This is a genomic window from Bradyrhizobium sp. BR 1433 (assembly GCF_051547665.1).
Lineage (GTDB): Bacteria > Pseudomonadota > Alphaproteobacteria > Rhizobiales > Xanthobacteraceae > Bradyrhizobium > Bradyrhizobium australafricanum.
In genome coordinates this window covers 3,275,995-3,289,919 of the sequence record NZ_JBPUGG010000001.1, presented here as the reverse complement: position 1 = coordinate 3,289,919, position 13,925 = coordinate 3,275,995, and the positions used below count along the sequence as shown (strand labels likewise).

The following is a 13,925-nucleotide window of genomic DNA, read 5'->3' as shown; positions in this document are numbered from 1 at the left end:
GGGTTGGATCGCTGCGAGAACAAAGGATGTCAAAAGCTGAACTCCCGGTGACACGCGAGATGCCGCTCAATCCGGACGAGTCGGCGCTATTGTTCGTTGACGTGCAGAATTTTTGCGTTCGACGTGGTGGCGGCGAATTCAAGGATGTGCCGGGGGCCGAGATTGCCGGCAAGTACGGCTATTATTTTGACCGCTTGAAAAGCGTTGCCATACCCAACATGCAGCGCTTGCAGGCGGCGTTCCGCGTGGCGGGCATAGAAGTACTTTATACGACGATCGAAAGCCTCACAAAGGATGGTCGTGATCGTGGTCTGAATTACAAGATCGTTGGCTTCAAAGTCCCGAGCGGTTCATGGGATGGTAAGGTCATTGACGAGATTGCGCCTGGCGATGATGAAATCGTACTGCCGAAATCATCTTCGAGTGTCTTTGCGTCCACCAACATCGATTACCTGCTGCGCAATCTTGGCGTCAGACAACTGGTGCTGGCCGGCGTGGTGACCGACGAGTGCGTGGAATCTGCTGTGCGTGACGCTTGTGACCTCGGTTACCTCGTGACGCTCGTGCCGGATGCCTGCGCCACCTACAGCCAGGAGCGCCACGACAGCAGTTTGCGGGTGACCGCGGGGTATTGCCGCCAGGTCTGTACAAATCCGCTGATTGAGGAGATCGCTGCTGCTGCAGCTTGCCTGCCTGCCGCGCCCGGCAAGAGGCCCTCGCGGTGATGAACAAATGCGCCAGCGAGGCTTACGGTTGGTGCGTTCCGTGATGATGATTTCGGGCCGCGCCTGGCCAGGATCGATGCCATCAAGGCGGTATTTCGCGGGTTTGCGTAACCAGGTGCGCATCGACCGCGTTATCACTCGTCGTCGCTTGTTCTGTCCAGAATTCGTATTCTTCTGGAGGTCAGCCCGCACGGACAGCATCCCTCGGGATCAGCCCATACAGCGTAGTCGCCGGTCCGGAGCCGGACAACGGGCATGCGGGAGCGGTGCAGGTTCGAAATAACGAGCTCTGTCGCGCTGTCATCGTCCCTCGGACAGAGCTCGGCATAGATCAGGCCCTCATGAAGGTGGTACTCGCCAGGGCCGCACGAGGGGCACTGGAAGCCGACCGCGCCGTGATCCGGCGTCTGAAAGACCGAGTGGAAGGATAAGTCTGCCCCGAACCTCTGCACGAGTCTCCATCGAAGCTGCCGGGACAAGAACTCCCGGCCTTGAACAATGTGCGTAATCCCGGGATAAGTCAGATCGCGAAGTTCCAGGTAAGTCAGGAGGGGAAGGAGAGCGCCCAGAGATCCGAGGATTGCGGTTGCCCGCAGCGCCCGCATGATTTCAGCAATCTCTCCGCCTCTCCTGTAATCCCTGACCGGTATGATCGTGCAGGCTGTTCGTGACAAAGCATAGAAATTACAATCATCCACCAGCCAGGTCCCGCTGCCGCCCAGCACGAGCACCCTGTCTCCACTGGTGATGCCCGAAAGGCAGTATGCCTTTCCATCGAAGCATGCGTTGTACAGAATCTCTTCATGCGTTCCGATGAGGATCCTTGTCGTCCTCGCCGTCCCCTCTGCGGAAAGGATAACGTCAGAGCCGGGGCATGATCGGCCGGCCTCCGGGAGAGCAGACGAATTCAGATGCTCGAGGTGATCGTAGACATCCCTCACGCCCACCGTTCCCCAGGCTGACGGGATGTCGGCCAGCGTCGGTTGTGCAGCCCCGGCCGGAAACTGATGCCGCGTGGCAGGATGCCGGACTGCCTTGCGCCACAGACCGAGCAGGGATCGCCGATGATAGTCAGCGCGGCTTTGAGCGGAAATGAAGTCGGCGTCGATCGGGTTGACCTTCAGGTCCATGCGCGTCCTCGTGAGGGGCATTGCTTCATTGTGGTTTTCAGGAGGCGCAAGCAGCCGCGATCGCTCTGTATCGACGTGCGGACGGGACGACTTGCGGTGTTCGCCAACGGGCTAAGCCTGGCCGGCCATGACACTGCTCCGCCCTGCTGTTCGAAGGCGCCGGTTCCTGGGGGCAAACTCCTCGCCGGGCTGGCCGGGAATGGACATCTGCCAGCCGCTGCGACTTTATCGCCACCTTGCACACTTTCGGCGGGTACCATGCCTTCGAAGGATCACGTGCAGCAGCATTTCCAGGTCAGGTGACATCTCCGCCGCCAGCTTCTCCAGCCTGTATTTTCCTCTCCGGCGGTCTCGACGGCAGCATCTCTGTCGGCACTTGCCCATCGTGCCTCCTCTTGCCCCAGGCTGGCTGATCCCGACCTGCAGTGGAACTCTGCTACAGGTCCATCATTGCGGTGCTCCAGGATGAATACTTCCAGTCAAGTCGTCATCCTCTTGGGCCTTCGAAGAGAGTTCGGTGGCAAAAAGTCCAGCCAAAGCGATTCAATTTGCCGACGTCAGATCAACTCACCGACCAGTTGGCCCTGGACCGACGGCTTGACCGCGCTGCATTGGTGCAGCTGCAATCATTCAGCCGAAGTGCAGCGAAACGGCTTCGCCCGCGCCTCATGCAGTGTGGCGCGCGCGCTCTAGTTTGCCGGGTTTTCCCGGCGGAACCGCACCGGCAAAGAAACGTCGGGGATTGTCTTCCAGGATTGCGGTGATGTCGGTTTCGCTCACGCCGCGGGCGCGCAGCATCGGGATAAAGTCGGTGAACATGTAGGTATGCTCTTGCCAAAGCCTTCGCGACTTCTGCTCTTCGATCCTGGCGATCTCCTCGGAAGTCATCCGGCGCGCACTGGGCTTGCCGAGGTGGCCGCAGAGGCGATCCATGCTCATCATGACCTGCGCGCGAAAGCCATCGCGCACGAGCTTCGCCACATTGCTGGCGCGAACATCGTCAGGCTGGAAGTGGTTGGCTCCGATCTGATCGAACCCGATGTAGGAACCGCCATCCACGATCCGCCGATGGTAAAGGTGATCGGCGTTGCCACAGCAATGGCCGATCAGGCATCGATGGGCGGCAACGCCGCCGACTGCGAACAGCTGCTGCTGTTCAGGGCCGCCGCAGCCATCTGTCGTGTGGGTAATAATCGGCACTCCCGTCGCCTTCTGTGCAATGCACGCAGCGGCGAGAAATTTCTTTTCCTGACCGGTGATGGCCGGCGCGCTCGTCGAGACCTTGAGAGCGCCCGCCTTCACGCCGCTTTCGCCGATCCCATGGGTAATCTCGCGGATGTAAAGCTCCGCGATCTCGTTTTCGGTGCGGGCGCGCCAGTAGAACGGCAGCCCGCGTTCCTCGTAATAGAATCCCGTCGTGCAGATGATCTGCATGCCGGCCTTTTCAGAAACCTCTTTCATCAGGGTGACGTCGCGCCCGAGTTCGATTGGACAGGGGTCGACGAACGTGCGCACCTGATGTTCAGTACGCAGTTGCACCAGTCGCCGGACGGCCTCCGCGATCAATTCCGTGCGGCTGTATCTGGCAAGCGGATCGAACCAGGCGCCCGGGAAAGCAATGAACAGATGCTCATGCATCAGGGTGCGTCCGAGGCTCTCGACCGGGATCGCCCCCGTAACGGTCTCGATCATCATGGCGCCACCTCTCCTTGCGTGCCCTGTCCGGGCGCATATCCGCTCGCCTTCCGGGCGGAGGCATCTGCCCAGGTGCGGCGCAAGGCGCAGCGCGGCTCCGGCTGGCGGATTGAACTGCTTCGTTCTGGTGCACGAGTTGGGCCAGGTATGTCGACAGAGACTGCTGCGGAATTTCGGGGTAATTGTCGCGTTTGCAACACATGGACAGATTCCCGATCGTCAAAGGTCTTCTTCCGGACAAAAAGGACCTAGCGTGCCGCGCGGGCCGACAACTCGATATCAAAAACGTGGTCGGCCGGCCCCGTCATGGCTGCGTCCTGCCAGCCGTTGGCACGAACTGCTTTCTTCAGCTGGGGCAGCGCTACCCGTTCGGGATCATGGCCATGCATGGCCTTGTCAGGAAGGCTTTCGGGCCCAGGCCCCTAGATGGCCTGTTCGACCGCAAGGCGCAGGTGAAGGAGTGACAAAGCATCCCGGCATCACCGGAGAGGCGCCCGCATGTCGCAATGGCAAGGGGGTAGACAGGTGTTGCGTGACCCTCAATGATCGTTTGCCGTCACGTCGATCGGGGCGGCGATCCCTGTTCCGGCGGGCAACTTTGACTCGTCGCCAAATATCATGCGCAATTGATGCTAATTTCTCATGTGCAGACCCGGCCGGCATGCAGTCCACGCTTCACGGATGCAGGGTAGGAAGAGCAGTTTCCTGAAGCGTCTTCGGCCGTCACGCGCCGTAGAGCTACGGAGCTTTCCGTCCTTCAGTAGACCTGCTCATACAGGCTGCAGATTTCCTGTTGGGTTTTCCCCTCAACGAACGCCATCTCTCCCTTCTTGTGCTTTGCGTATGTCTCGGTGAACCCGGCGGGAAACCAGCCGGTTACCGCGGGATTCGCCAGCAAGCGATCAAGTGCTTCGGGCAGGGATGTTGGCAGGCGAACATATCCACGCGCCGCCAAAGCCGACGGATCAAGAAGCGAGAGGTCCTCGGTGGTTGCGTCCGGTGTCGGCAGTTCTTCTTCAATGCCCTGGACGCCGGCGTGTACGATGGCGGCCAGTTGCAGGTGCGGGCTTGCCGTGGCATCGGCAGCGCGAAATTCGAAATTGAACTGAGCTGCCCTGGAAATATCGCTCAGATCAGAAACGGGACAGATCCGTACGGCGGCCTCGCGGTCGCGGAAGCCGAGGTTATTGAAGGCCGCACTCCAGCGATGTGGTGTAAGCCGCAGGTAGGATATGACGCTCGGCGCCGTGATCGCGACAATCGCGGGAAGATATTTGAGGATGCCGGCAACAAACTGGCCTGCGATCCTGGAAAGCTCATGTTTGCCGTTCGGATCCCAGGTTGCGGGCTCGCCGCCATTGAGGAAGCTGAGGTGAATGTGGACGCCGTTGCCTACGCCGGCCGGATCCCTGATGGGAGTGAACGTAACGTCCTTCCCGAAAACGTTGGCAACGAGGCGGACGAGCTCGCGCAGGATCGCAGACTGATCCGCAATGGCGATCCCACGCGAGGGTCCCATCGTGACTTCATACTGCCCCGCGCCAAACTCTTTCATAAATGTGTCCGGCTCCAGACCTGCGGCGCGCATGGCTGCAACGAGTGCTTCCGCCAGGCGCCGCTCGATGCGGAAGCCGTGAACGCTGTATGCGTCTCCCATGCGGCCGGCGTCGTTGCGGAACTGGAATTCGTGCTCGAAAGCCCCCTGCAATGTCAGCCCGGTAACCCGATCAAGGCGCTCGAGAGCACTTCTGAGGATCGAACGGGTGCAGAATTCCCAAGGCCGACCGTCAGTGTGGCGGATGTCACCGAGCGCGAAATGCTCCACCGGCAAATCCTCGCTCAATTGTACGCGCACCCTTGCAGCTTCATCGGGAATGAGGACGAGGTCGCCCAGTGAGCCGAACGGGCTTTCGGCAATGGTGTCGAAACACGTGATCTGGGCGTTGGTCGGCGTCCAGCCAATGCCCCGCTTTGCGCGCTTGTCGAACTGCGCAGCGGGAAACGCCTTGCCACGAACCTTGCCGGCGAGATCCGTGCAGCATGCAATCAGCATTTCCTCAGCGATCATCTTTTTCCTCCGAAGGCTGATCCGGTGGCACAAGACGAAGTCTGTCCCAGGCCTCCAGCCGTTTTTTCGTCGTCGACCAGTTCGATTCCGATGCCTTGACGATCAAGGCCTCGACAAGGGTGAGTGCGCAGACGAGAGTGTCCCACGCTGTTTCAATTTCGATTGGCAGGGCAACGACATGGTCGCTGTGACGGGCGATCGGCGACATCCACTTGTCGGTGATCAGCACGATCGACGGCCGGCACTCCCTTGCGACGATATCTGCGAGCGTCTGCAGGTCGGGCTGGTACCGACGAAAGTCGAGCAGGACCACGACATCCTGCTTGCGGATTGCCAGCAGCTGGTCCGGCCAGTGCTCCGGATTGGGCGGAAGATGATATACCTTCGGTCGAATCTGCTTGAGGTGCACCGAGAGAAAACCGGCGATGCTGTCACTGACGCGCCCGCCGAGGATGAACACTGCGCGGGCGGGATCGGCAATGAGCTCAATGATCCGGTCAAAGAGTTCCTGCGGAACGCTTGCGCTCATCTCCTGTATCCGGTCGGAGGCCCGCCGTGCGTAGTCGGCCAGAAATGCACGACGGCTGCCGGGTTTTTCAGTGGCCTTGAGCTCCAGCGGTGACCGTCGACTTTCCCGCAATTCTGCTATCAACTGGCGCTGGAACTCCTGATAGCCGGCAAAGCCGATCTTGGTGACGAAGCGTGTGATAGAGGGCGCACTGACGCCTGTACGCTCGGCCAGTTCCTGGATGGTCTGGAGGGCGCCGAAGGGATAATCCGCGAGCACTGCATTCGAAATCTTGCGCTCGCTGGCGGTCAGGTTGGCACTTTCGCGCCTTATCGTTTCACGCACGGTCATGATGGCTGCAGAAGCTGAAGAACGGGATATCTGTCCCAACCCTATCAGCTGTGAAAAAAAATAGTCAAATAAAAAGATGAATTCCGCTTTGAGCGAAAAGTTTTAGTCGTTCCTGTGGCGGATATGGCAATCGTAATATCCGGTGAGGCGGTGCCGGGCAGGCGGCCTTCCGCGAAACGCCTCCGGCAGCCCGCTGCCCCAGGGTTGAGAAGAAATCTTCCCGGCAGATCCTCAGCGATTTTGAAGAATAGTGCGTAATTTCTGTTCCGGCGGCTGCCCAGGAACAGCCGGCTACGATCTTTGCGCGCCGACACGGCTGATTTTGTCCAGGTTTAGACAGCGGCGACGGACTGTCGGCTTCGAAACAGCCTGGATGCCGGCGTGCACAAAGGCTGGCCGCAAACTTGAGGCTCTGAATGCAGTGACACGGCCGTTGCTATCGAGAGACCTCGACAGTGAATGAAGGCCAGGTGCATTCCGATGCGCAACACGAGCGATGCCTCTTACCTCAAACTCGTGGGTATATCCGCAAGCTTCAAACTCGTGAGTGTATACGCAAGCAAGAAACGAGCGGCGCGGAACTGCGGTGCTCTGCAGAATGGATGAAAGTGAGCAGTCCCGAGGACGCTGCCCGTTGGGCAAGGGAATCATGCGTTTGCGGTCATTGCCCGGAAATCCGGCATGCAGCACCCTTCCTTTGCGGCGCAGACAATAGCAAAAGGAAGCCAGCATGTTTATTCTCGAGTTGCAGACGAGCGATATGCATGCCGCGCTCGGCCGGCTGCTGGACCAGACGCGCGTTGCCGGGATTGGACTTGCTGCGATCAGCGTCCGGGCGCTCGCGGACGAGTTCCGGATTTCGGCTTCCATTGATATCAGCGATCGCGACAGCGTCGACAGGCTCGCTCGCCGCGTCGGCACCATCGTCTGCGTCGGCACAGTCGATGTGCGAAGCGAATACGAGCTTCCCGTGCCGGGTCCGACGCCGTGAGCCAGGACTTCAAACGCGAGGCGCGGATATGACCGGCCGCGCACGACTGGCAATTCACGTGCTGGGCCGCCCGTGCGACCGGGAATGCAGATCTAATCTAATGGACAGCCGCGGCGCGGAGGTGAGATCGATCATTCCGGAAGCCGGTCAAATGACTTCTTCCTGGGGTAACGCGCGGCGCCAGGAGCCGCGGTTGGACTGCTCACCGCAATCCGCCTGTTCGGGCGCCGCGGACGTAAAAGTGAGCGTCATGTACTGACACGTCCTGCCGCGTTGTAGGCGCGCCGCGCTTTCGTCTGGTCCATGATCCCGGCAGCAGAGAAGCGGCCGACGGGGAAATGTCGCTCCAGGCGTTCTGCTTCATCCCGTCTTTCATTTCGAACCGCACGCGGCTGTGTCATCTGCACGGCCGCCTTGATCCGTGCAGTCACATGCCTCGGTCAACATTTCAGGACGGTCAGGGCAGCATTATGTTACAGCCAGACAGTAATCAATCCTGGCCTTGGCCCCGGTAACTACGCATGTCGGGCAGCTGGACGTGGAAACCGGGGTACCTTCGCGCTCGGCGGTTCATAAGGGACAAGTCAAGGCGACATGAGTTCTGGCTTGAGATCAAATGATCGGCGCCCTGTCGCGAGATCAGTACGCCTGGCGATGGAAAGCACCTGAAACGGGGTTGATTCGGTGAAGCGGAACAGCAGCATCAATCCTCGGGCGGAGACTCAATTGGAACAGCAAAGCCCGCCTTGACGCGATCCATGATGACCATCGTCTTGAAGCCCTTGATGTCGGGGTTCTCATAGAAGAATCGTCGGGTGAACTGCTCATACTCTTCCATGGTACGGGCGGTAACATACAGCACAAAGTCGGCGTCACCGGTGACGTAGAATCCATTGACGACGTCAACGGACGACTTGATCGCTTTCTTGAACCTGTCGATGATATCCGAACGCTCGCGCTCGAGGTTAACCAGCACGAGCATTTGAATAGGCCTTCCGACCGCCTTCGCAGAAACGATCGAGACATCGGCCTCGATGATGCCTTCTGAACGGAGCCTCTTCAGTCGTCGTTGACATGCGGTCGCTGAAAGGTTCGCCATCTCGCCGATCACCTCGGATGTCAAACGATTGTTCTTTTGCACGATCTCGAGGATTCGGGCGTCTATCCGATCGTACTGCATGGTCGTCTCCAGCCTTGAGGTGAATTTCGTCGCAAAATGCCTGCGCGATGCAGGAAATCATCCGGGCTTCAGAAAAATGCGATGCAAATGTCTTGTGCGGCATCAGTATCCTGAATGCACAGGAAATTTCAACAAGATGACCGATCCGGACCTTTGAATGGACTTTGAAACTGTCAGGCACAGAAGCCCTGGTTTGCCAGGTCTTGCTGCCAGCCACCTGCAGAACCTGCGCCGTCGCGATTTTGTGGCGGGAGATGCGCTGATCGACGGACGCTGGGTTGCGAGCGACCACAGAGACGTGGTGGTCGATCCGGCGACCGGGGAAGAGATCGCCGATGTGGCCCGTTGTTCAGCTTTGGATATGGGGCTTGCGATCGCGGCAGCTGATCGATCGTTTGCTGCATGGCGGGGACTATTGCCAACAGAGCGTGGAGCGATCCTCAGGTCCTGGGCGGCATTGATGCGCGACCACTCGGAAGAACTCGCCGTCCTGGTGACGAGCGAGCAGGGCAAGCCCCTGAAGGAGGCGCGCCAGGAAATCGCGTACGGTGCCGGATTTCTCGACTGGTTCGCCGCAGAGGGAGAGCGTGCATATGGCGAGACAATCCCGAGCCACAAGCCGGGAAGCCTGCTTCAGGTGCGGATGCCAGCCGGTCGGTGTGGCGGCAGCGATTACTCCGTGGAATTTTCCTGTCGCGATGATGACCCGAAAGGCGGGGGCCGCGCTTGCGGCCGGCTGTCCCGTCATTGTGAAGCCCGCACCCGAGACGCCGCTTTCTGCCCTTGCCGTGGCCAGGCTGGCCGAAGAGGCGGGCATTCCTCGCGGCGTGTTTCAGGTCGTGACTGGTCGTCCGGTCGAGCTCTCGACGCCGCTACTGCGCGACCCAAGGATACGTGCGCTTTCGTTCACCGGTTCGACCGAGGTCGGTCGTCTGCTTCTCGAAGGCGCTGCCGACACGATCAAGAAGGTCTCGCTGGAACTGGGAGGACATGCTCCTTTCCTGATCTTTGATGACGTCGATCTTGAGAAGGCAGTTCAGGGGGCGATGTCCGCAAAGTTTGCCACGTCAGGCCAGGACTGTCTGGCCGCCAACCGCATCTATGTCCAGAAAGGCATCTATGCGAACTTCCTCAACGCGTTCGCCGACGCAATGGCTCACCTAAAAGTCGGCCATGGTCTGGAAGCTGCAACAGATATCGGGCCGATGACCAGATTGTCGGTCGCCGACAAGTGCAGAGCCCAGATCGATGACGCAGTGAAGAAGGGCGCGCGCATTGTTTGTGCTCATCAGGAGACCGGTCCTGGTCCGAACTTCGTTGTGCCGACGCTGCTGGGCGATGTCACTGAAGACATGCTCATTGCGCGGGAGGAAACGTTCGGGCCGGTGGCTGCCGTACTTCCGTTCGGGTCTGAAGAAGAGGTCATCGCCCGGGCCAATGCCAGTGAGATGGGGCTGGCCGGGTACGTCTACACGGACGATCTGCGTCGGGCACTTCGTCTTTCCGAGCAGATCGAGTGCGGAATGCTCGGTATCAATACGGCCTCGTTCACGGGACCGCCGATTCCATTCGGGGGATGGAAGCAGTCCGGCCTCGGCCGCGAGGGCTCGCGACACGGCCTGGCGGAATTCATGGAACTCAAATACGTCTGCTTCGGCGATCTGGCAGCTTAGGAGAAACTGAAATGACTGACATAAAAACCATCGCTGAACGGGATCGCTCGAATGTCCTGCATCCATTCACCCAGCTTAAGGAATTCGCTCAAGGAAAAAGCGGTGATCCTGTGATCGTTACAGGAGGTCAGGGCATTCGCATCAAGGACGCCGAAGGTCGCAGCTATATCGATGCCTTTGCCGGCCTCTACTGCGTAAACATCGGATACGGCCGGACCGAGGTGGCCGAGGCCATCGCGCGGCAGGCTCACAAGCTGGCCTACTACCACACCTATGCCGCCCACACGACCGAAGAGCTGGCGAAGCTGGCTGATCGTCTGGTGCGAATGGCGCCGGGTAAGCCCAGCAAGGTGTTCTTCGGCCTGTCCGGGTCAGACGCCAATGAAACCCAAGCCAAGCTCGTCTGGTACTACAACAACCTGCGCGGCAAGCCGAAGAAGAAAAAGATCATCTCGCGCGAGCGCGGCTATCATGGCTGTTCGGTCGTTTCCGGGTCGATGACCGGCATGTCGTTCTACCATGATCATATGGATCTTCCCTTCCCGGGCATCGTGCACACAGGCGCGCCGCACCACTATTGGGGTGCCGAACCAGGCGAGACGGAAGAGGCCTTCTCCCGCCGGCGTGCTGCCGAGCTCGAAGAGCTGATTCTGCGGGAGGGACCGGAAACGGTTGGCGCCTTCATCGCTGAGCCCGTGTTGGGGACAGGGGGATCACGCCCCCGCCGGCGGGCTACTGGCGTGAAATCCAGGCCGTGCTTCGACGGCACGACGTGCTTCTGATTGCCGATGAGGTGATCTGTGGATTCGGCCGAACGGGGGCGGACTTCGGCAGCATGCTCTACGGGATCGAGCCGGACCTCGTGACGGTCGCGAAAGGCCTGACCTCCGGCTACATACCGTTCTCGGCCGCCATTGTCGGTGAAAGAGTGTACGCGGTCATGGAAGAAGCCGCGGACAGGGTAGGAGCATTTTCGCACGGATATACGTATTCCGGGCACCCGATTGCGGCCGCAGCTGCCAATGCGGTTCTTGATATCGTCGAAAGGGAGCAACTGAGCGATCGTGCCAGGATTGTCGGCGCGCATTTCCAGAACAGGCTCAGGGAGCGGTTCGCGCAGCTCGAGATCGTCGGCGAAGTGCGAGGCGTCGGGTTGCTCGGCGCGATCGAGTTCGTCGCAGACCGCCACACGAAACGGCGATTTGATCCACAGCTCAAGGTCGGTGCCCGCATTTCGAAAGCCGCCCGTGATCGCGGTCTCATTGCGCGCGCGATGCCGCACGGGGACATTCTTGGCTTCGCGCCACCACTTGTTGTCTCCGAAGCCGAGATCGACGAGATCGTCGAACTCGCACATGCAGCTACAAGGCAGGTGCTCGACGAGCTCTCGAAGAATCGGCTATCGTCTGAAGCTCAACTTCAACAGGGTATTTCGACCCTTCGCCTGCGCTTGCGGGAGCATTTTATTGCGCTTGAGAACGGCTACGCGCGAGCCGCGCAGGCTGCTTGGTAAGCCTCATCTCATACCGAGGCACGGCCCGCGCGGGGCTGCACAGGTCATGAAGCATTGTCCCGGACCTGTCGGCAGTTGCGAGGACGGGTGAGACCATTGCGCGCTTCATCGAAGCGCGTTTGAGCCATCGAGACGAGGCTGGTACCGGGTGCATCACGGACCTTGCCGTAGAATGAGGTTGATGCCCAGACGCGCAAAAGCTGCGAAACGCCCTGCCTCCGCGCATAATTTGGAAGTTCCGACGGCCCAGATCGACGAACCCCGACTCCGGTAACTCCGTACAGTTCTCGTCAGACATGATCATTGAGCGACGGATCATGTTTCAACCTTGGGGGTATCGATGAAACTGACGAAGGCACTTGTCCTCTGTTCTACGGCAATGTTCGGTGGCGCTGGACTAGCGCACGCGGCTGATCTTCCTGTGAAGGCCAGGGCGATCGACTACGTGAAGACGTGCTCGCTGTACGGAGCCGGCTTCTACTATATTCCGGGCACTGATACCTGCATCAAGCTCGGTGGTTACCTGCGTGTCCAGACCGGGCTGGCCACGAACGCTCTCTATGACGCGGCCAACAGCGGCGCGGCCGGCGCGCAAAATCGCCTCCGCAACTATTACAGCACCGGCTCACGTGAAGATCTGACCATCGACACGCGCACGCAGACAGACTACGGCCTCGTCCGCACATTCTTCGATGCTGTGTTCACATGGAATTCGGGCGGCTACGCCGGTGCCGGCCAAACTGCCGTGAATGGTTCGACCGCCTATAGTGGAGCGACTGTCGCCGGTGGTACGCTGGGTGTCTACTATGCGTTCATTCAGTTCGCCGGCCTCACGATCGGCAAGGCGCAGTCGCAATACTCTGCTCCGTGGGCAAACTATCCGGGCAACAATTTCGAACGGCCTGCCGGGGGCGGCGGCTGGGATCCCGTCAACCAGTTCACCTATACCGCGGATTTCGGCCAGGGCATCAGCGTCTCCTTCTCGGCCCAGGATCAGGTCCAGCATGACACAACCAACATCTGGAACGTGAGTGCGGCAACCGCAGCAGGTCTTGCGACCGGGGCCTATGGTGGGAATGATATTGCCGGTACAGCGTCTCCCGACTTTATTGCCATGCTTCGCGTTGATCAGGCCTGGGGCCTCTTCCAGACAGCGCTCGCCGCGCATGACAATCACGCCGCTTACTACGGCGTCGATGAAACAAGCGGCCATCCGTCCGACAAATGGGGCTGGGCCGGGCAACTGGCATTGTCGATCAAGAACATCCCGACTGGTCCGGGTGACACGATCAACCTGACAGGTGTCTATACAAGCGGCGCAAGCCGCTACAACTTCCAGGATTATATGTCGACCAGCTACGCGATGTACGGCGGGACGGGCCTCGCAGGTGCTTATCAGAGCATCGGACTAGGTGGTCTGTCTGACGCCGTGTTCGTCGCAGGCTCTGGGCAGGAGTTGACTACGACCTATGGCTTCCGCGGCGGCTACACCCACAACTGGGATCCGCGCTGGGCCACCAGCATCTACGGTGCGTGGGCAGCAGTGCGATATAACAACACTGCCAAGGGTTATATCTGCGGCGCGTTCCTCGCAACGCTTGCACTGTCAAGCGGCGCTGCCGGCTGCGACCCGGACTTCAACTATTCAGTTGTCGGCCTGACGACTGGCTGGACTCCCGTCAAGAACCTGACGTTCTCGGCCGACCTCGCCTACTCGATGCTCGACCAGAAATATGCGGGCGGGAGTACGGTTACGCTGCCCGTGCAGTCGGGTATCGCCAAACCAGGTGCTGTGTATAAGCTGAAGGACCAGAACAGCCTCACGCTTCTGCTCCGCGCCCAGCGCAACTGGTGAGGCTCAAGTCATACTAGCGAAAGGAGAAGACGAAACGGCGATGTTGATCCGGGTTGACCTCCAGGAAGGCCTCCGGCATGCCCGCCAGAGGCCTTCATATTCGAGTTTGATTGCGCCCCATGCCAAGTGCGAGCGCTGGCTCGCTCGCCGCACCGGGCAACGGAAACGCGTCACGCGAATTGTGCAGCGTAATTGATATGCGCAGCATACTCTGCTGATTGTGCCGTCGGGTGTCA

The 13,925-nt window shown here is 59.8% G+C and carries 8 protein-coding genes and 2 pseudogenes; 5 read left to right on the top strand and 5 right to left on the bottom strand.

Going from position 1 to position 13,925, the window contains the following annotated elements; translation table 11 throughout:
* The first annotated feature begins 26 nt into the window (after positions 1 to 26).
* A complete protein-coding gene (locus ACSKB9_RS16230) occupies positions 27 to 725 on the top strand; it encodes an isochorismatase family cysteine hydrolase (protein ID WP_438074227.1) in 699 nt (232 codons plus the stop codon).
* 134 nt (positions 726 to 859) lie between these two features.
* On the opposite strand, the gene ACSKB9_RS16225 is transcribed toward ACSKB9_RS16230, so the two are convergent.
* The 4 genes from ACSKB9_RS16225 to ACSKB9_RS16210 all read right to left on the bottom strand — a co-directional run bounded on the left by ACSKB9_RS16225 (position 860) and on the right by ACSKB9_RS16210 (position 6,477).
* Positions 860 to 1,855 carry a hypothetical protein gene (locus ACSKB9_RS16225; protein ID WP_438074226.1) on the bottom strand — a complete coding sequence of 332 codons (996 nt, stop codon included), beginning with the start codon at positions 1,853 to 1,855 and terminating at the stop codon, positions 860 to 862.
* Between the two features lie 666 nt (positions 1,856 to 2,521).
* The gene (locus ACSKB9_RS16220; protein ID WP_438074225.1) at positions 2,522 to 3,550 is read right to left on the bottom strand and encodes a phosphotriesterase family protein; all 1,029 of its coding nucleotides are present in this window, start codon (positions 3,548 to 3,550) and stop codon (positions 2,522 to 2,524) included.
* Positions 3,551 to 4,307: 757 nt separating this feature from the next.
* Positions 4,308 to 5,618 carry a glutamine synthetase gene (locus tag ACSKB9_RS16215; protein ID WP_438074224.1) on the bottom strand — a complete coding sequence of 437 codons (1,311 nt, stop codon included), beginning with the start codon at positions 5,616 to 5,618 and terminating at the stop codon, positions 4,308 to 4,310.
* Positions 5,608 to 6,477, bottom strand: a complete 870-nt coding sequence (locus ACSKB9_RS16210; protein ID WP_438074223.1) for a MurR/RpiR family transcriptional regulator — start codon at positions 6,475 to 6,477, stop codon at positions 5,608 to 5,610. Before ACSKB9_RS16210 ends, ACSKB9_RS16215 begins: the two co-directional genes overlap by 11 nt.
* Positions 6,478 to 7,207: 730 nt before the next feature.
* Here ACSKB9_RS16210 and ACSKB9_RS16205 point away from each other — a divergent pair.
* Positions 7,208 to 7,468, top strand: a complete 261-nt coding sequence (locus ACSKB9_RS16205) for a hypothetical protein (RefSeq protein WP_438074222.1) — start codon at positions 7,208 to 7,210, stop codon at positions 7,466 to 7,468.
* A gap of 703 nt (positions 7,469 to 8,171) precedes the next feature.
* Here ACSKB9_RS16205 and ACSKB9_RS16200 read toward each other — a convergent pair.
* Positions 8,172 to 8,648, bottom strand: coding sequence for an Lrp/AsnC family transcriptional regulator (locus ACSKB9_RS16200; protein ID WP_438074221.1), 477 nt, complete (start codon positions 8,646 to 8,648; stop codon positions 8,172 to 8,174).
* Positions 8,649 to 8,841: 193 nt separating this feature from the next.
* Between ACSKB9_RS16200 and ACSKB9_RS16195 the strand changes: the two are divergent.
* The 3 genes and pseudogenes from ACSKB9_RS16195 (at position 8,842) to ACSKB9_RS16185 (ending at position 13,689) form a co-directional block, all read left to right on the top strand.
* Positions 8,842 to 10,321: pseudogene (locus tag ACSKB9_RS16195) on the top strand (NAD-dependent succinate-semialdehyde dehydrogenase).
* Positions 10,322 to 10,332: 11 nt separating this feature from the next.
* Positions 10,333 to 11,708: pseudogene (locus ACSKB9_RS16190) on the top strand (aminotransferase); the annotation flags it as partial.
* Between the two features lie 466 nt (positions 11,709 to 12,174).
* Positions 12,175 to 13,689: a porin gene (locus ACSKB9_RS16185; protein ID WP_438074220.1), complete on the top strand. Its 1,515-nt coding sequence runs from the start codon at positions 12,175 to 12,177 to the stop codon at positions 13,687 to 13,689.
* Positions 13,690 to 13,925 lie beyond the last annotated feature (236 nt).